Origin of the sequence: Tabrizicola sp. YIM 78059 (genome assembly GCF_004959785.1) — a bacterium.
Classification (GTDB): domain Bacteria; phylum Pseudomonadota; class Alphaproteobacteria; order Rhodobacterales; family Rhodobacteraceae; genus Tabrizicola; species Tabrizicola caldifontis.
Genome location: NZ_SJZH01000003.1, coordinates 177,111 through 193,104 on the forward strand (window position 1 = coordinate 177,111; position 15,994 = coordinate 193,104).

General features: G+C 67.1%; 18 protein-coding genes. 8 read left to right on the top strand and 10 right to left on the bottom strand.

Annotated elements, in window-relative coordinates:
- Window positions 1–32: 32 nt before the first annotated feature.
- The 3 genes from ruvB to ruvC are packed head-to-tail and all read right to left on the bottom strand — an operon-like array spanning window position 33 to window position 2,238.
- A complete protein-coding gene (gene ruvB / locus EZM81_RS05555; protein WP_136645074.1) occupies window positions 33–1,061 on the bottom strand; it encodes a Holliday junction branch migration DNA helicase RuvB in 1,029 nt (342 codons plus the stop codon).
- Window positions 1,058–1,732, bottom strand: a complete 675-nt coding sequence (gene ruvA / locus EZM81_RS05560) for a Holliday junction branch migration protein RuvA (RefSeq protein WP_136645075.1) — start codon at window positions 1,730–1,732, stop codon at window positions 1,058–1,060. Before ruvA ends, ruvB begins: the two co-directional genes overlap by 4 nt.
- Entirely contained in the window at window positions 1,729–2,238 is a 510-nt protein-coding gene (gene ruvC / locus EZM81_RS05565) for a crossover junction endodeoxyribonuclease RuvC (RefSeq protein ID WP_136645076.1), read from the bottom strand. Before ruvC ends, ruvA begins: the two co-directional genes overlap by 4 nt.
- 320 nt (window positions 2,239–2,558) lie before the next feature.
- Here ruvC and EZM81_RS05570 point away from each other — a divergent pair, with 320 nt between their 5' ends.
- Window positions 2,559–2,762 (top strand): DUF1127 domain-containing protein, encoded by a 204-nt coding sequence (locus tag EZM81_RS05570; RefSeq protein WP_136645077.1) that lies wholly within the window; start codon window positions 2,559–2,561, stop codon window positions 2,760–2,762.
- Window positions 2,763–2,874: 112 nt separating this feature from the next.
- Here EZM81_RS05570 and EZM81_RS05575 read toward each other — a convergent pair whose 3' ends face one another.
- The 5 genes from EZM81_RS05575 to EZM81_RS05595 all read right to left on the bottom strand — a co-directional run bounded on the left by EZM81_RS05575 (window position 2,875) and on the right by EZM81_RS05595 (window position 8,589).
- On the bottom strand, window positions 2,875–3,222 hold the full coding sequence (locus EZM81_RS05575; protein ID WP_136645078.1) for a hypothetical protein: 348 nt from the start codon (window positions 3,220–3,222) through the stop codon (window positions 2,875–2,877).
- A gap of 121 nt (window positions 3,223–3,343) precedes the next feature.
- Window positions 3,344–4,216, bottom strand: a complete 873-nt coding sequence (locus EZM81_RS05580) for a 50S ribosomal protein L11 methyltransferase (protein WP_136645079.1) — start codon at window positions 4,214–4,216, stop codon at window positions 3,344–3,346.
- A gap of 76 nt (window positions 4,217–4,292) precedes the next feature.
- On the bottom strand, window positions 4,293–4,946 hold the full coding sequence (msrA, locus tag EZM81_RS05585; protein ID WP_136645080.1) for a peptide-methionine (S)-S-oxide reductase MsrA: 654 nt from the start codon (window positions 4,944–4,946) through the stop codon (window positions 4,293–4,295).
- A 50-nt stretch (window positions 4,947–4,996) separates the two neighbouring features.
- On the bottom strand, window positions 4,997–6,229 hold the full coding sequence (locus EZM81_RS05590; RefSeq protein ID WP_136645081.1) for an MFS transporter: 1,233 nt from the start codon (window positions 6,227–6,229) through the stop codon (window positions 4,997–4,999).
- Between the two features lie 185 nt (window positions 6,230–6,414).
- Window positions 6,415–8,589: a primosomal protein N' gene (locus tag EZM81_RS05595; protein ID WP_136645214.1), complete on the bottom strand. Its 2,175-nt coding sequence runs from the start codon at window positions 8,587–8,589 to the stop codon at window positions 6,415–6,417.
- Window positions 8,590–8,721: 132 nt separating this feature from the next.
- Between EZM81_RS05595 and fsa the strand changes: the two genes are divergently transcribed.
- The 4 genes from fsa to EZM81_RS05615 all read left to right on the top strand — a co-directional run bounded on the left by fsa (window position 8,722) and on the right by EZM81_RS05615 (window position 12,054).
- Window positions 8,722–9,375 (top strand): fructose-6-phosphate aldolase, encoded by a 654-nt coding sequence (gene fsa / locus EZM81_RS05600; protein WP_135448834.1) that lies wholly within the window; start codon window positions 8,722–8,724, stop codon window positions 9,373–9,375.
- A 301-nt stretch (window positions 9,376–9,676) separates the two neighbouring features.
- Window positions 9,677–10,375, top strand: a complete 699-nt coding sequence (locus EZM81_RS05605; protein WP_136645082.1) for a DUF484 family protein — start codon at window positions 9,677–9,679, stop codon at window positions 10,373–10,375.
- A complete protein-coding gene (locus tag EZM81_RS05610) occupies window positions 10,372–11,295 on the top strand; it encodes a tyrosine recombinase XerC (protein ID WP_136645215.1) in 924 nt (307 codons plus the stop codon). The genes EZM81_RS05605 and EZM81_RS05610 overlap by 4 nt, the downstream gene beginning before the upstream one ends.
- A gap of 54 nt (window positions 11,296–11,349) precedes the next feature.
- Window positions 11,350–12,054, top strand: a complete 705-nt coding sequence (locus EZM81_RS05615; protein WP_135448979.1) for a phosphatidylcholine/phosphatidylserine synthase — start codon at window positions 11,350–11,352, stop codon at window positions 12,052–12,054.
- Between the two features lie 10 nt (window positions 12,055–12,064).
- On the opposite strand, the gene EZM81_RS05620 is transcribed toward EZM81_RS05615, so the two are convergent.
- On the bottom strand, window positions 12,065–12,700 hold the full coding sequence (locus tag EZM81_RS05620; protein ID WP_136645083.1) for an ImuA family protein: 636 nt from the start codon (window positions 12,698–12,700) through the stop codon (window positions 12,065–12,067).
- A gap of 95 nt (window positions 12,701–12,795) precedes the next feature.
- Here EZM81_RS05620 and EZM81_RS05625 point away from each other — a divergent pair, with 95 nt between their 5' ends.
- Genes EZM81_RS05625 through EZM81_RS05635 form a run of 3 tightly spaced genes read left to right on the top strand, consistent with a single transcriptional unit; the run spans window position 12,796 to window position 14,977 of the window.
- Complete coding sequence (locus EZM81_RS05625; protein WP_135448831.1) at window positions 12,796–13,836, top strand: aldo/keto reductase; 1,041 nt, start codon at window positions 12,796–12,798, stop codon at window positions 13,834–13,836.
- Between the two features lie 59 nt (window positions 13,837–13,895).
- Window positions 13,896–14,489: a hypothetical protein gene (locus EZM81_RS05630; protein ID WP_136645084.1), complete on the top strand. Its 594-nt coding sequence runs from the start codon at window positions 13,896–13,898 to the stop codon at window positions 14,487–14,489.
- Window positions 14,486–14,977 carry a lipocalin gene (locus EZM81_RS05635; RefSeq protein WP_371685721.1) on the top strand — a complete coding sequence of 164 codons (492 nt, stop codon included), beginning with the start codon at window positions 14,486–14,488 and terminating at the stop codon, window positions 14,975–14,977. Before EZM81_RS05630 ends, EZM81_RS05635 begins: the two co-directional genes overlap by 4 nt.
- Before the next feature lie 74 nt (window positions 14,978–15,051).
- Here EZM81_RS05635 and EZM81_RS05640 read toward each other — a convergent pair whose 3' ends face one another.
- Complete coding sequence (locus EZM81_RS05640; protein WP_136645086.1) at window positions 15,052–15,918, bottom strand: helix-turn-helix domain-containing protein; 867 nt, start codon at window positions 15,916–15,918, stop codon at window positions 15,052–15,054.
- Between the last annotated feature and the right edge of the window lie 76 nt (window positions 15,919–15,994).

The following is a 15,994-nucleotide window of genomic DNA, read 5'->3' on the forward strand; positions in this document are numbered from 1 at the left end:
GAGATGAAGGGCTTGCGCGGGACGCGCTCTGCTTATTTTCCTTCGAACAGATCCGCTTGGCCAGCCGCCTTGGGCGGCTGCAATCCCAGGTGCCGCCAGGCCTTCGCCCCCAGCAACCGCCCGCGCGGGGTGCGCAGGATGAGGCCCTGCTGCAAGAGGTAAGGCTCGATCACCTCCTCGATCGCATCCCTCGGTTCGCTCAGCGCCGCCGCGATCGTCTCCACCCCCACCGGCCCGCCGCCGTAATTCTCGGCCAGCAAGGTCAGATAGCGCCGGTCTGCGCCATCCAGCCCCAGATTGTCCACCTGAAGCCGGGTCAGCGCCCGGTCGGCCAGTTCCCGCGTGATCCGCCCGCCGGCCTCGACCAGCGCGAAATCCGCCACACGGCGCAGAAGCCGCCCGGCGATCCGCGGCGTTCCCCGCGCGCGGCGGGCGATCTCGCGGCAACCCTCCGGGTCCGCCGTCAGGCCCATCAGCCGGGCACCCCGGGCGACGATCTCGTAAAGCTCGGCCTCGGAATAGAATTCCAGCCGCGTCGGGATGCCGAACCGGTCGCGGAGCGGCGTGGTCAGCAGGCCCAGCCGCGTCGTCGCGCCGACCAGCGTGAAGGGTTGCAGATCGATCCGCACCGTCCGGGCCGCCGGGCCCTCGCCGATCACCAGATCCAGCGCGAAATCCTCCAGCGCGGGATAAAGCACCTCCTCCACCACCGGGGACAGCCGATGGATTTCGTCGATGAACAGCACATCGCGCGGCTCCAGATTGGTCAGGATCGCCGCCAGATCCCCCGGTTTCGCCAGTACCGGCCCCGAGGTCATGCGGAACCCCACCCCCAGTTCCCGCGCCATGATCTGCGCCAGCGTCGTCTTGCCGAGGCCCGGGGGCCCGTGAAACAGCGTGTGGTCCATCGCCTCGCCACGCATCCGGGCGCTTTCGATGAAGACTCTCAGGTTCGCCCGCGCCTCGGCCTGGCCGATGAAGTCGTCCAGCATCTGCGGCCGCAGCGCCTTGTCGGTATCCTCGGGTAGCCGGTCGGGCCGCAGCGTGGGGTCAGGGGTCATTTCGGCGCCAGAAGTTTCAGCGCGGCCCGGATCAAGGCCGCCGCGTCACCGTCGGGCAGGTCGCCCGCGACCGTCGCCACCGCCTGCGCCGCGTCGCCCTGCCCGTAGCCCAGATTCACCAGCGCCGACAGTGCATCGGCCGAGGCCGTCGCGCGGCGCGAGGCCGCCTCATCCGTCCGTGAGGGCGTCTTCGGTGCGGGCGCGCTTTCCACAAGCACGACCTCTGCGGCACCGGCGTCAACCGACAGCCCCGCGCCCGAGGCCATGATGCCCGGCGCCTTGGCCTTCAGTTCCAGGATGATCCGCTGGGCAAGCTTCGGTCCGACCCCCGGCGCCGCCTGAACCGCCCGCGCGTCGCCCAGCGTGATTGCACGGCCAACGCCTTCCGCGCCCAGCGTGCCCAAAATGGCCATCGAGGCCTTCGCCCCCACCCCCTGCACCGTCATCAACAGCCGATGCCATTCCTTTTCCAGAAGCGTCGGAAAGCCGAAGAGCTGCAACAGATCCTCGCGCACCAGCAGATCGGTATAAAGGCTGACCGCCTCACCCACCCTCGGAAGGGCGGCCAGCGTGCGGTCGCTGACATGGACGATATAGCCCACCCCGCGCACGTCGATCAGCACATGGTCCGGCCCCCGCCAGTCCAGCCGGCCCGAAATCCGCCCGATCATTCGGCAGCCCTCAGCGCGGCAGCCAGGCGGCCCGACGACTGCAGATGATGCGCATGGCAGATCGCCACCGCCAGCGCATCGGCCGCATCCGGCCCCGCGACCTTCACGCCCGGCAGATGCAGCCGCACCATATGATCGACCTGCACCTTCGCCGCATGCCCTACGCCCACCACCGTCTTCTTCACTGCATTTGGCGCATATTCCCCGACGCTCAGCCCGAACTGAGCCGGCGCCAGTAGGGCGATCCCCCGCGCCTGGCCCAGCTTCAGCGTCGCCACCGCGTCCTTGTTGACGAAGGTATGTTCCACTGCCGCCGCCTCGGGCTGCCAGAGCCGCAGCACCTCGGTCAGCTGGGCATGCAGCGACAGCAGCCGCACCGCCAGTTCGCCATCACTGCCGTCGGAATGGCAGATCCCGTTGGCGACGTGGATCAGCCGCGAGCCTGCCACGTCGATCACACCCCACCCCAGGTTTCTAAGCCCCGGATCGATGCCGATGACCCGCATCTTGGTCCTGTCCCTTGCCTCGCCACAAGGGCTAGCACGAAAAGGGAACATCCGCCAACGGCTTTCCGTATCCTCTTCGCAGGTCGGATTGCGATTTTGCGCTTGCAGAATACGACTTCCCGGCCCAGAAATGCGACACCAAGACCAGCCGAACGGATAACACGCTGCTAAAAAAGAATAAATTTGGCGCCTAGTCATGCAGCAACTGCAACGCGGCCATGCTGCGCTGTTGCTTGTTTTGCACATGCAGCACGACTATCTGGCAAGTCGTGGAGGGCGAAGCCTCCAAAGTGAGCAGTTTGTAAACAAGGATGAATGCCATGGCCGCTGTCGAGACGACCCGCCCGGCGCCCTTTGGCGCCATCACCTCTTACCGTGCGATCAACGCCCTGTCGAACGTCGCCGCCGCCTTGCGGGCCTGGAACGACGCCCGCGTGACGCGCAAGGCGCTGAACAAGCTTTCCGATCGTGAACTGGACGATATCGGTCTTTGCCGCGGCGACATCGAATTCATCGGTCGCTGAGGGCTGGAAGCCGAGGGCCCACGGCTGATGGGTCAGGATACGCAAGAGGCCGCATCGTCGATGCGGCCTTTTCATTTTGCATCACGCGATCCCTGGCTGGCTTCCCGTCGGATCAGCGCGGCAGCAGGGTCTGCAGCTGTGTGGAAATCGCGACGGTCACAGGATCGGCGTGCATCAACCAGGCGCCGACGGGGTCAAAACCGTTGCCCGCAGCAAGCGCGCTGACCCGGCTTTCATAGGTCTGGGCACCGATGTAATAATGGATGATGCCCTTCAGGCCGACCCCGACCAGAAGCGCCATCACCAGCGGGCGAAGGAACCGAAGGCTCCACGATCCGCGGCGCGACGAGGCCTTGCGGCCCAGTGTCCCCCTGGCTTCGAAACCGTAGCCCCTGGCATGCGCCTTCTCGATTCTGGCGACGCGGCTGTAGAATTCGTTAAGATTGGGATCTACCCACATGATCGTACCCCAGAGTGACAGCTCTGCATTGGGCGAGGTTGGTAGATTTTTATGGCGAAATTACGGCGAGTTGCCGGAATGGTGGGCTAACTGGGCTGCATGCCCAGCATTGTCCGCGATCTCACAACCTCTGTAGCACAAGAGTGGACCATTCCCCGATATCGTTGCGGGATTCGAGACGAAGTCCGGCCTCGCTGTAAGCCTCGATGACCGATTCGGCCTGCACGACCAGCAGGCCAGAGAGAATCGCCCTGCCTCCATGCGCCAGATTGGCGGCAATTGCCGGCGCGAGTTCGATCAGCGGGCCCTTTAGGATATTGGCGAAGATCAGGTCATATGGCGCTTCGGCCTTCAGCCGGGGATGGTCCAGTCCCGCGGCCTCCAGGCATTCCACCCGGCCTTCCAGCGCATTGATGGCGACATTCGCCTCTGCCACGTCTACCGCCACCCGGTCGATGTCGCTGGCAAGGACAGCAGCCTCCGGCAACGTCGCCGCAGCCGCCATCGCCAGAACCGCCGTGCCGCAGCCGATGTCGGCGACCTTCGCGGGCCGCCATCCCTCGGCCAGCAACCGATCGAGCGCCAGCAGGCAGCCCAGAGTCGTGCCGTGGTGCCCCGTGCCAAAGGCGACCGTTGCTTCGATCTGCAAGGGCACCCTCCCGTGGGGCACCTTGTCTGCGTCATGGCTGCCGAACACGAAGAAGCGTCCGGCCTCGACGGGTGAAAGTTCGCGGCGCACATGGGCCACCCAGTCCACTTCGGGCAGTTCCGACAGGGCGAATGGCTTGGCCCCGAAAGCGGTGGCCAGCACCTCGAGCATCACCTGATCCGGCGGTTCCAGGAAATAGGCGCCAACCTCCCACAGTCCGGAGCCGTCCTCGATTTCGAAAACGCCCACGCCGGTGGGTTCGGGCTCCATCCGCTCCATGGCCTCGGCCAAGGCCTGGGCGGCCTCTTCACCGGGCAGGGTGGTCAGGGCGGAATAGGTGGGCATCGGCGGCACTCCTTTTCCCCGCCCTTACGCCGACCGTGCCGGGCTGACAAGCGATCAGCGCCGCGGGGCGGCCCCTTCAGGCCGAAACGCCGGTACCGATCGGGCAGGCCACGCCGGTGCCGCCGACCCCGCAATAGCCGCCGGGGTTCTTCGCCAGATACTGCTGGTGATAGTCCTCGGCATAATAGAAGGTCGGCGCGGGCAGGATTTCGGTGGTGATCGGCCCCATTCCCGCCGCCTTCAGCGCCTTGCCATAGATCTCCTTCGAGGCCTTGGCGGCTGCCATCTGCGCGTCGCTGTACCAATAGATGCCCGACCGGTAGGTCGAGCCCACGTCATTGCCCTGCCGCATGCCCTGGGTCGGGTCGTGGCCCTCCCAGAAGACCTTCAACAGGCCCTCGTAGGTGATAACCTTCGGATCGTAGATCAGCCGCACCACCTCGTTATGGCCGGTCAGCTGGGTACACGTCTCCTTGTAGGTGGGGTTCGGGGTGTAGCCGCCGGCATAGCCGACCATGGTCAGCCACACGCCCGGCGTCTGCCAGAACTTGCGTTCTACCCCCCAGAAGCAGCCCATGCCGAACATGGCCTGTTCCATGCCCCCAGGCACCGGAGACTTCAGCGGGATGCCGGAGAGGAAATGCACCTCGGCCGTCGGGATCGGGTCGGTCCGTCCGGGCAGGGCCTTGTCGGGCGTGACCATTTCCACGGGCTTGCGGGTGAAGAACATGGCTGACCTCCGTTTGCGTGAATATAGGGCACCCTGCGGCCTGTGCCAGCCTACTCGGCCGGCTGCGGCAGGCCGCGCGACAGGATCGTCTCGTATCCCGGTGAGGGATGGCGCGGAATCAGGCAGATCAACCCGAAGGCCACCAGCGCCATCCCTGCGCCCAGCAGGAACACATGGTCGGGCGAGGTCGCCCAGAGATAGCCCAGCGCCGCCGGCAGGAAGACCGCCGCTATGTGGTTGATCGTGAAGGCCACCGCAGCGGTGGGCGCGATATCCTTCGGATCGGCGATCTTCTGGAAATAGGTCTTGAGAGAGAAGGACAGCGCGAAGAACAGCTGATCCAGGATGTAAAGCCCCCCGGCAATCACGATTCCCCAGCCGAACCAGTAGAGGCCCCCGTAGGCCAGGAACACCAGCGTGAGGCCGATGTATTCGAAGCCCATGACATTGCGCTCGCCAAACTTGCCCAGCGCGCGGCCCATGGACGGGGCGACCAGCATGTTGATCAGGTAGTTGGCCAACAGCAGCGCGGTCATCTCGCTGACCTTCATCCCGAAGCGTTCCACCATCATGAAGCCGGCAAAGACCACAAAGATCTGCCGCCGGGCCCCGGCCATGAACTGCAGCGCGTAATACAGCCAATAGCGCCGGCGCAGCACCATGTGCCGGTGCTGCGGATGGGGCGACTGGAACTGCGGATAGGCCAGCGCCGCGAACAGCACGATGGCCAGCGTCAGCCCGCCCGAGGCAAGATAGACCGTGTTGTAGTCCAGCCCCAGACGGTCCCACAGCACGACAATAGCGCCGTAGGCCGCCAGCGAGGCCCCGGCACCCACCGCGACGATCCGTCCCAGCACGATCGGAGCCCGGGCCTTGTCGATCCATTGCAGTTGCAACGACTGGTTGACCGTCTCGAAATAGTGAAACCCGATCGAGGACATCAGTGTGCAGACCAGCAGGCCTGTAAAGCTTGGGAACCAGGCCGTCACCGCCGTCGCCGCCCCCAGCAGACCAAGCGCCAGAAGTGCCAGCACCTGTTCGCGCATGACCAGCAGAACCAGGATCACCCCGATGGCCAGAAACCCCGGGATTTCTCGCACCGTATGCAGCCAGCCGATCTCCTTGCCCGAGAAGGATGCCACCTCGACGACAAAGTTGTTCAGCAGTGCCGACCAGGTAGCGAAACTCAGCGGCATCGCGGCCGCCATGAGGTAGAGCAGCGCCTCCGGCCGCCGCCAGGCAGGCAGGTGGCCGGTTTCCGAGCTGGGCATGAGGCGGGCCATGGGCCTGACTTAGCCAAACCGGGGGCCGAGGCAAAGGGCAAGGTTGTGCCGGGCACAATCCGCGGACCGCAGCTCCACCGATTTCTTCGCGGTAATCGGACCGGAGCCTTTAAAGGCTTCGGCGTGGAATTCTGCACGGTTCCGTGACCCGGCGGGGCTGCTGGATCGCCCCGGAATCCGACCCCTCACAAGAAACTCTGCGGATCGATGTCCACCGCCAGCCGCAGATCCCTCGGCAACTTGAACTGCGCCAGCCACTCCGCCAGCGCCGCCTGCAACGGGGCCCCCTTCCCGGCCTTCACCAGAAGCCGCACCCGGTGCCGCCCCCGCACGCGGGCGATAGGGGCCGGAGCAGGCCCCCAGACCTCGGCCCCGATCCGGCGCAGCGGCTCGGCCCGCCGTGCGAGCTCCGCCCCGAAATCGAACACCTGCGCGAGGTCGGTCGAGGACAGGATGATCCCCGCCATCCGGCCATAGGGCGGCACGCCCGAGGCGCGGCGCTCGGCCGCCTCGGCCCGCCAGAAGGCTTCCTCGTCGCCCCCGAGGATCGCGCGGATCACCGGATGGTCGGGCTGATGCGTCTGGAGCCAGGCCTCGCCCTTCCGGTCCGCCGTCCGCCCCGCCCGGCCCGCGACCTGCCGCATCAGCTGGAAGGTCCGCTCTGCCGCGCGCAGGTCGGACCCCTGCAAACCCAGATCCGCGTCGATCACGCCGACCAGCGTCAGGAGCGGAAAGTTGTGCCCCTTGGCCACGATCTGCGTGCCGATGATGATGTCCGCCCCGCCCGCGGCGATCTCGGCGATCTTCTCCTTCAGCGCGCGGGCACTGCCGAACAGATCCGACGACAGCACCGCTACCCGCGCGTCCGGGAACCGCGCCGCCACCTCCTCGGCCAGCCGCTCCACGCCCGGCCCCACGGCGGCCATCCGGCCCTCCACCCCGCAGGCAGGACAGGCCACCGGCACCGGCTTCGTCGCGCCGCACTGGTGGCAGACCAGCCGCTTCTGGAACCGGTGTTCGACCATCCGTGCATCGCACTGGTCGCAGCCCACCTGATGCCCGCAGGCCCGGCACAGCGTCACGGGCGCGAACCCGCGCCGGTTCAGGAACAGAAGCGCCTGTTCCCCCCGCGCCACAACCGCGCCGACCTTCCCGGCCAGGGTCTCGGAAATCCAGCGGTCCGCCGGCAGCTTCTCGGTCCGCATGTCGATCGCCCGAATCTCGGGCATCTCCGCCGCGCCGAACCGGCTGCCAAGGTCCAGCCGCCGATACTTCCCCGCCTCGACGTTGGCCCAGGTCTCCAGGGACGGCGTGGCGCTGGCCAGCACCACCGGGCAGCCGCAGATCGCCGCCCGCAGGACGGCCATGTCGCGGGCGTTGTAAAGGACGCCATCCTCCTGCTTGTAAGAGGTGTCGTGTTCCTCATCGACCACGATCAACCCCAGGTCCCGGAACGGCAGGAACAGGGCGGACCGGGCACCGACGACCAGCCCCGCCTCGCCCTCGGCTGCCATTCGCCAGAGCCGGCGACGCTCGGTCATGGTGACGCCGGAATGCCACTCGGCCGGCCGCGCGCCGAAGCGGGCCTCGACGCGGGTCAGGAACTCGGCGGTCAGCGCGATTTCCGGCAGAAGGACAAGCGCCTGCCGCCCCCGGCGCAGACATTCGGCCACCGCCTCCAGATAGACCTCGGTCTTGCCCGACCCGGTGACGCCCTTCAGAAGCGTCGCCGCATAGTCCCCGCGCGCGACATCGGCGACCAAGGCATCCCCCGCCGCCACCTGATCGCCCTGAAGCCGCATCCCCACATCGGCGCGCAAGCGAGGATAGGGCGTGTCGCGGGGGGCGTCCTCCTCGGCCACCACGCCCAGCTTCACCAGCCCCTTGATGACGCTTGCCCCGCAACCCGCGGCCTCGGCCAGCTCTCCCAGCGTGACCGGCGCGCCGCCATAGTCGCGCAGGGCCTCGATCACCCGGTGGCGCGCCTCGGTCAGCTGGTTCGGGACCGGCCCGGCCAGCCGATAGACCCGCCGCGTGGACGGCGGATCGCCCAGGCCAGGGGCGCGGGTGGCAAGCCGCAGCATGGCCGGCAAGGGGGTCAGCGTGTAGTCGGCCGCACGGGAAAGGAAGGCGCGCAGTTCCGCCCGCATCGGCCGGGCGTCCAGAACTCGGGTAACCGGGCGGATCTTGGCGGGGTCGAAGCCGCCTGCCCCCGGCCCCCAGACCACGCCCATGACCCGGCGGGGCCCCAGCGGCACCTCGACGAAATCCCCGTCGCCGCAGCCGCCCTCGGGCGCGCGATAGTCCAGCGTGCGCCCCCCCAACGCCCCGCCCAGGGCTTCGGTGATCAGCACCCCCACCAGGTCGCCCGCCCGATAGACCCGTTCGCCCAAGCTGCAACCTTTCGCTTTCCCGAGGTTTCGGGTAAACCGCCCCCCGAGAGCATTCAACCCCCGCGCGGCACCTGCCGCAACCGCCTCACGGAGAACCCCATGAAATTCTTCATCGACACCGCCGACGTAGACGCGATCCGCGAGCTGCACGATCTCGGCATGGTGGATGGCGTGACCACCAACCCCTCGCTGATCCTGAAATCGGGCCGCGACATCCTCGAAGTCACGAAAGAGATCTGCTCCTTTGTCACCGGCCCCGTCTCGGCCGAGGTCGTGGCGATGAAGGCCGACGAGATGATCGCCGAGGGCCGGAAACTCGCCGCCATCGCCCCGAACATCGCGGTGAAGGTGCCGCTGACGTGGGACGGGCTGAAGGCCTGCAAGGTGCTGTCCTCGGAAGGCTTCATGGTGAACGTCACACTCTGCTTCAGCGCGAATCAGGCGCTGCTGGCCGCCAAGGCGGGGGCGACCTTCATTTCGCCCTTCATCGGGCGGCTGGACGACATCAACCTCGACGGGCTGGACCTGATCGGCGACATCCGCACGATCTACGACAACTACGACTTCAAGACCCAGGTTCTGGCGGCGTCGGTACGGACGCCGAACCACGTCAAGGACTGCGCCCTTATCGGCGCCGATGTCGTCACCGCGCCCCCTTCCGTCATCAAGGCAATGGCAAGCCACGTGCTGACGGACAAGGGCCTCGACCAGTTCATGAAGGACTGGGCTAAGACGGGCCAGAAGATCCTGTAAGCGCACAAGCGGGCCCGCGAACCGGCCGAAGGGTGCGGCGCAGGCTGCGCTGCACCGCCACCAGCCCCATGCGCCTGGCATGCCCCACCTGGGCGGAGAGGATCCACCGCAAAACCCGTCGCGGAAGGTGCGTGGCGCGGGCTGCGGCCCCCCTGCCTTTGTGCCTGCTGTTCGGCAGGGTATGCGCGGGCCATGTTGCAGCGAACCCACAGCCGGGGCAGCGGTGGGCACAAACCCATCGCTTCGCACCGGAGCTTCGGCCTATAGTCCATGAAAGCGCATGGAAAAACCGGCGAGTGACATGATAGAGCCCGACCTTCGCGAGCGGATCCTTGCCCAACCCGACCGCGTTCTTGCCGACCGCGACGTGATGAATGCCCTGGTGGCAGCCAACGACCGCGCCATGGGGGAAAACATTGTCGATCTGCGCGGCATCGCTATGCGACGCCTGGAAGACAGGCTGGAAGACCTGGAGGACACGCACCGGTCCGTGATTGCCGCCGCCTATGAAAACCTGGCCGGCACGAACCAGGTGCACCGCGCAATCTTGTGCCTTCTCGAACCTGCCAGCTTCGAGGGCTTCATTGCCACGCTGGGGGACGAGGTGGCCCAGATCCTGCGGGTGGACGTGATCCGCCTGGTGCTTGAAACCGTTCAGGACAACGGCGATGCCGACCCTGCGCTCCGCCGGCTGGGCCAGATCGTCCATGTCGCCCCGCGGGGCTTCGTGCACAACTACATGACCAACGGCCGCAAGGTCGCGTCCCGCCCCATTCTGCTCCGCCCTGCCACCGGCCTTGCAGCAACCGTCTACGGGCCGGATGCCGCCGACATCCGTTCGGAGGCGCTGATGCGGCTGGACTTCGGGGCCGGACGGTTGCCCGGAATGCTGGTCTTCGGCTCTCAGGATCCGCATCAGTTCAAGGCGCAGCATGGCACCGATCTGCTTGCGTTCTTTGTCGGTGTCTTCGAACGCATGATGCGGCGGTGGTTGGGCTGACCCCCTTCCTTGCCCCGGCGCTTGCCGCCGCGCTGGACGAGTGGCTGAGCCAGCTGCAAGCGTTGCAGGGGGCATCCGCCAACACGGTCGAGGCCTACCGGCGCGACGTGTCACGCTATCTTTCCTTTCTGGCGCGGCACCGGGGCGGCGCCGAAGGGCTTGCAGGGGTTGCGGCCACCACGCAGTCCGACCTGCGCGCCTGGATGGCCGAAGAGCGCGGGCGCGGCCTTTCGCCCCGCTCGCTGGCCCGGGCCCTGTCCGCCGTAAAGGGATTTACCGCCTGGGCCGCCGACAGGACCGGGGCCGACGCAACCACGGTCCTGTCCGCCCGAGGCCCGAAATTCCGCCGGAAACTGCCTCGGCCGCTGACGGAAGACGGCGCCGCCCTGATGCTGACCGAGATCGGCAGCGACGCGCGCGAGGATTGGGTCGCCGCCCGCGACACCGCCATAGCGACCTTGCTTTACGGCCTGGGACTACGTATTTCCGAAGCCCTTTCGCTGACCGGGGCGGACCATCCGCTGCCGCCAACCCTGCGCATCACCGGCAAGGGCGGCAAGACCCGGATCGTGCCGGTAGTCCCGGTCGCCGCAGCCGCGGTTTCGGCCTATGTGCGGCTGTGTCCCTTCGATCTGGCGCCGGGCGAGGCGCTGTTCCGCGGCGCCCGCGGCGGCCCGGTCAATCCCCGGCTGATCCAGGCCGCTATGGAACGTGCCCGCCTGCGCCTGGGCCTGCCTGCCACAGCCACGCCCCATGCCCTGCGCCACAGCTTCGCGACCCACCTTCTGTCTGCCGGAGGCGACCTGCGCGCGATCCAGGAACTTCTGGGCCATGCCTCGCTGTCCACCACTCAGGCCTATACCGCGGTGGATGCCGCCCGGCTGATGGCGGTCTATGAAAAAGCCCATCCCCGCGCCTGACAGGGCCCCGATCCTGTTGCGCCATGGCGCGATATCGGCCATCAAGACGTGATGATGAGCCCGCGTCTCAAAGCCCTATCTGTGCATCTGCTTACTGCCACAGGCGCCGTGCTGGCAATGTTTGCCATGCTGGCTGCCGTGCGTGAGGACTGGAGCATGATGTTCCTCTGGCTGGTCGTCGCGCTGATCGTCGACGGGATCGATGGCCCGCTGGCGCGACGCTACCATGTGAAGACCAACTGGCCGACGTATGACGGCGTCCTGATGGATCTGATCGTGGATTACCTGACCTACGTTTTCATTCCGGCCTTCGCGCTTTTCCAGTCCGGCCTGCTGCCCGGCTGGACGGGGTGGCTTGCGATCATCGTGATCTGCTACGGCAGCGTCGTCTATTTCGCCGACACCCGGATGAAGACCAAGGACAAGAGCTTTGCGGGATTTCCGGCCTGCTGGAACATGGTGGTGCTTGTACTTTTCGCCACCCAGCCCAGCCAGACGGTGATCCTTCTGGTGGTGATCTTCCTGACCGCGGCCATGTTCACCAACCTCAAGTTCATCCATCCGGTCAGGACGAGCCGCTGGTATGAAATCTCGCTGACGGTCTGCATCGCATGGATCGCCCTTGCCGCCTGGGCCGCATGGTGGAACTTCGAGGAAGGTCCGGTTGCGCAATGGCTTCTGGTCCTGACCTCGCTTTACCTGATGCTTGCCGGCATCGTGCAGCAGATTGTCCCCGAAGGTATCCGCCGCGTGCGCTGAGCAACGGGCATCAGCTGGCAGAGGACAGCGTCTCCAACACCTCGTCCCCGTCGCGTCTGGCCAGCCGCCAGGCGGCGGGGGGCGCAAGACGGGCGCGCAGGCGCGTCAGGGTCCAGCGCGCCTCGTCCGACCACAACAGCGCGGGGCTGGGCGCCGGGGCCAGGTGCCAGCGGCTTTCCACCCCCGGCGCCCCACCCTCGCCCGGCAGCAGGATCAGCCCCAGGGGCGCATGCGCACCGTCGCGGCCCGCCGCCTCGCCCCCTGCGGCAGCGGCAAGGTGCAGCCGGCGGATCGGCGTCAGGCCCGGCGGCGCTGCCAGTTCGGCCACGACCAGGGGCGCGGCGCCCGAACGCAATGCCTCCTCCATGGCCCATAACAGGCCCTCGTCCCGCGGGGCTTCGACCAGAGTCAGCCGCGCAGGGTTGGCCAGGGGCTGCAAACCAGCCGCGTTCAGCCGTTCGGTCCCCCAGGCCGGGCGGATCCAGACCACCGGCCCGTCGCTGCGCGCCATCACCCCCGCCGCCAGCCGCACCCGGGACGGCCCGCAGAATTCATGCACCCGCCCCCGGCGCAGCGCCAGGTCGCCCGCCAGCGGTTGCAGGTCCTGCGGGCGCGGTGCAACCAGATGGTGGATCGGCAGACTCATGCGGAAAGGGTAGTACGTTCGCATTATGTTCTCAAGTCCGGGCCTTTGCCCCGTGACATATCCGGCCTAGCTTGGGCGAGTAGAATGGAGGCAAGATGAAGACCCTGACCCTTGGCAAGACCGGCCTGACGGTTTCCGAACTGTGTCTCGGCACGATGACCTGGGGCACGCAGAACACGGAAGCCGAGGGCCACGCCCAGGCCGATCTGGCGCTGGATCACGGCGTGACCTTCTGGGACACGGCCGAGATGTATCCGGTAAACCCGGTGCGGGCCGAAACGGTGGGCCGCACGGAAGAAATCATCGGTAGCTGGCTTGCCGCGCGCGGCGGGCGCGACCGGCTGGTGATCGCAACCAAGATCGCGGGCAAGGGCCAGATCATCCGCCCCGGCCAGCCGATCACCGGCGCAACACTGCGGGCCGCCTGCGAGGCCAGCCTCAAACGCCTGCGGACCGACTACATCGACCTTTACCAGCTGCACTGGCCGAACCGGGGCAGCTATCACTTCCGCCAGATGTGGCGCTATGCCCCGACCGGCATCGACAAGGCCGCCGAAACGGCGAACATGACTGATATCCTGACCACGGCGCAGGCTCTGGTGGCGGAAGGCAAGATCCGGGCGATCGGCCTGTCGAACGAAAGCGTCTGGGGGGCGGCGCGCTGGCTGCACCTGGCCGACAGCCTTGGCCTGCCGCGCATGGCGACGGTGCAGAACGAATATTCGCTGCTGTGCCGGCAGTTCGACACCGACTGGGCCGAGCTGTCCATCGTCGAGGACATGCCGCTTCTGGCCTTCTCGCCCCTGGCAACGGGCCTGTTGTCGGGCAAGTACGCCGGAGACGTGATCCCCGAAGGCTCGCGCCGCAGCGTGAACCCTGATCTTGGCGGACGGGTCACGCCGCAGGTCTTTCCCGCCGTGGCGGCCTATCTGGGGATCGCAGGGCGCCACGGGCTGGATCCCTGCCAGATGGCGATTGCCTTCTGCCGGACACGGCCCTTCACCACCATCCCGATCATCGGAGCTACGACGCTGGATCAGTTGCGCACCAATATCGGCGCCGCAGGGATCACACTTTCGTCAGAGGTGCTGGAGGAAATCGCGGAAACCCACCGTGCCTTCCCGGCGCCCTACTGACGGGGCTTGCGGCACGGGCCGGATCGGGGCACATCTCGGACGCGACCCGAAGGAGCGCGATGCCCCGTCCGACCCGACCTGTGCTTTTCCGCCTGATGCTGGCCCTTGGCCTGCCGCTTGTGGTGCAGGGGTGCCAGCTGTCGCCGCCGGGCGGGGGCGGGCAGTCGGCCGATGTGACACCGAACCCGGTGACCGGCGGCGCGATCGAGGTCACCGCACTGGATGACAGCCAGACCGCAGGTTCCGCGGTGCAGACACAGGCCAGTGCCGCTGTGACCGGACCCGGTCCCGCGTCCAGCCCGCAACCGGCAGCGTCGGCCGCCCCGGCAGACACCCCTGCATCCGCCCCCCCGCCCACTGCGGCGGATATGACCCTGCCCGAACCAGTGGCCGAAGTGCCAGAGATCCAGAAGTCAGAGGCCCAGTTGGCCTGCGAAAGGCGCAAGGGGCGCTGGGTGCCCATCGGCATAACCGGCCAGTTGCGAACCTGCGTCTTCTCGACGGGGGATGCGGGCAGGCAATGCAGCCGAAGCAGCCAGTGCGAGGGCGCCTGCCTGGCCAGGTCGGGCACATGCGCACCGTTCAAGCCGCTGATCGGCTGCCACGAGGTGCTGCTGGACAGCGGGATGCGGGCGACAGAATGCATCGAGTGATCCCTGCCCTGCTGGCGGCCCTGATGCTGGCTGCCTGCGTAACCTCACCGCAGCGGGTTGCGGGTTTCCGTCAGGCCGATGTGCCGATCTGGTCAGCCGCCGCCTTTGCGCCCGATCGGATTGCCGGAAGGTGGCAGCAGGTGGCGGGATATGCCGTCCGGCCGGGCGGATGTGCCTCAGGCGAACTGGAGGTGATACCCGCAGCAGGGGGCTACGCGCTGCGCGGAACATTGTGTCTGGACGGCAAGACTCAGCCGGTCGCTGCCTTGGCCCGCCCGGTAGGGCCCGGGCGGCTGGCTGTCGAGGGGCAGGAGGTCTGGTGGGTGCTGTGGGTCGACTCGGGCTACCGGACTTTGGCGATCGGCACGCCGTCGGGCCGGTTCGGTTTCGTGCTGGACCAGGGCGCGATTTCGCCCGACCGGCTGAGCGCCGCGCGCGAGATATTCGAGTTCAACGGCTATGTGCCTGGCGGCTTGCGCCCGTTCTGACGCATTCGGGCGTACTTGCCCATCTATCGGCCGATCCTGTCCGAGGTCGGCCAGGACAGGCCGTAAGGGCTGGATCAGCGACTCTCGCCCACCCGCGCGCAAAGCGCATCAAGATGCGCGGGCATGTCGCGCGCACCGACATCTGCCTCGCGCACCAGAAGGTCGAAATGCTGGGTGATCGTCTCGACCCGAGCCGTGTCGCGGAACGCAAGATAATGCCGACCAAGGTAGATCACCGCCAGAAGCGGGCCGAAGATTGTGACGGGGGCGGAAAACAGCTTGCGCGCATCGAACAGGCACAGGCGAAGCGACGGATAAAGCTGTGCGCAAAGCGTCTGCAGATGTCGCAGCTGTGCGAGGCGCAGGTCAGCAGACAGCCCCTCGTAATAGCCGGTGCCCGTGGCAAATGCCCTAAGTTCATGAACGGGCAGCGCGATTTCGTAATCTGACCCAGCGCCACGCATCCAGGCAAGGCGATCCTCGAAGGCGCCGATCGCCTGTTCGGCGGTGCGCCCCAGCTGCGGCTCGTATTCCCATTCCACCACGCCGCGGATCTTCAGCATGTCGGGCAGCGTGGCGGGCACATGGCGGATCTTGTAGCCCGCCGCTTCCTGATGCCAGGCGAAGATGCGTTCGTCGATCAACGCACGCGGCGCCTCGGTCAGGGTCAGCGATGCGGCCAGCAGGTCGGCGATGGGCTCGGGCCGGCCTGACAGGCCCAGCAGCCAGTCGGCACTGATTCCCAGTGCGCGCGCGCAGTCCGCGGCAAGCTGGGCGTTCGGCAGGCGCGTGCCCGGCTGCAACAGGGCCGAGATGGTGGACCGGTCCACCCCGGTTGCGCGGGCAAGTGCAGCCTGGGTGATGCCGCGCGCGGCCATCGCCTCGGCCAAACGGGCGCGAAAGACGGGGGCACGATCGCGCTTGTCTATTTTATCCATCATGCATTTGTTTATAGCATTATGCGTCGCCTTTGGTAGACAATATCCCGAATTCCGCTCCATCGGGGGCTTTGCTACC

What these genes read in the sequence shown, in the direction of transcription:
- EZM81_RS05640 (WP_136645086.1), bottom strand. Translation starts at nt 15,918, where the DNA reads ATGATGGATAAAATAGACAAGCGCGATCGTGCCCCCGTCTTTCGCGCC.
- EZM81_RS05615 (WP_135448979.1), top strand. Translation starts at nt 11,350, where the DNA reads ATGAGCCCGCGTCTCAAAGCCCTATCTGTGCATCTGCTTACTGCCACA.
- EZM81_RS05630 (WP_136645084.1), top strand. Translation starts at nt 13,896, where the DNA reads ATGCCCCGTCCGACCCGACCTGTGCTTTTCCGCCTGATGCTGGCCCTT.
- ruvA (WP_136645075.1), bottom strand. Translation starts at nt 1,732, where the DNA reads ATGATCGGGCGGATTTCGGGCCGGCTGGACTGGCGGGGGCCGGACCAT.
- EZM81_RS05590 (WP_136645081.1), bottom strand. Translation starts at nt 6,229, where the DNA reads ATGGCCCGCCTCATGCCCAGCTCGGAAACCGGCCACCTGCCTGCCTGG.
- fsa (WP_135448834.1), top strand. Translation starts at nt 8,722, where the DNA reads ATGAAATTCTTCATCGACACCGCCGACGTAGACGCGATCCGCGAGCTG.
- EZM81_RS05580 (WP_136645079.1), bottom strand. Translation starts at nt 4,216, where the DNA reads ATGCCCACCTATTCCGCCCTGACCACCCTGCCCGGTGAAGAGGCCGCC.
- EZM81_RS05620 (WP_136645083.1), bottom strand. Translation starts at nt 12,700, where the DNA reads ATGAGTCTGCCGATCCACCATCTGGTTGCACCGCGCCCGCAGGACCTG.
- ruvB (WP_136645074.1), bottom strand. Translation starts at nt 1,061, where the DNA reads ATGACCCCTGACCCCACGCTGCGGCCCGACCGGCTACCCGAGGATACC.
- msrA (WP_136645080.1), bottom strand. Translation starts at nt 4,946, where the DNA reads ATGTTCTTCACCCGCAAGCCCGTGGAAATGGTCACGCCCGACAAGGCC.
- EZM81_RS05605 (WP_136645082.1), top strand. Translation starts at nt 9,677, where the DNA reads ATGATAGAGCCCGACCTTCGCGAGCGGATCCTTGCCCAACCCGACCGC.
- ruvC (WP_136645076.1), bottom strand. Translation starts at nt 2,238, where the DNA reads ATGCGGGTCATCGGCATCGATCCGGGGCTTAGAAACCTGGGGTGGGGT.
- EZM81_RS05625 (WP_135448831.1), top strand. Translation starts at nt 12,796, where the DNA reads ATGAAGACCCTGACCCTTGGCAAGACCGGCCTGACGGTTTCCGAACTG.
- EZM81_RS05570 (WP_136645077.1), top strand. Translation starts at nt 2,559, where the DNA reads ATGGCCGCTGTCGAGACGACCCGCCCGGCGCCCTTTGGCGCCATCACC.
- EZM81_RS05575 (WP_136645078.1), bottom strand. Translation starts at nt 3,222, where the DNA reads ATGTGGGTAGATCCCAATCTTAACGAATTCTACAGCCGCGTCGCCAGA.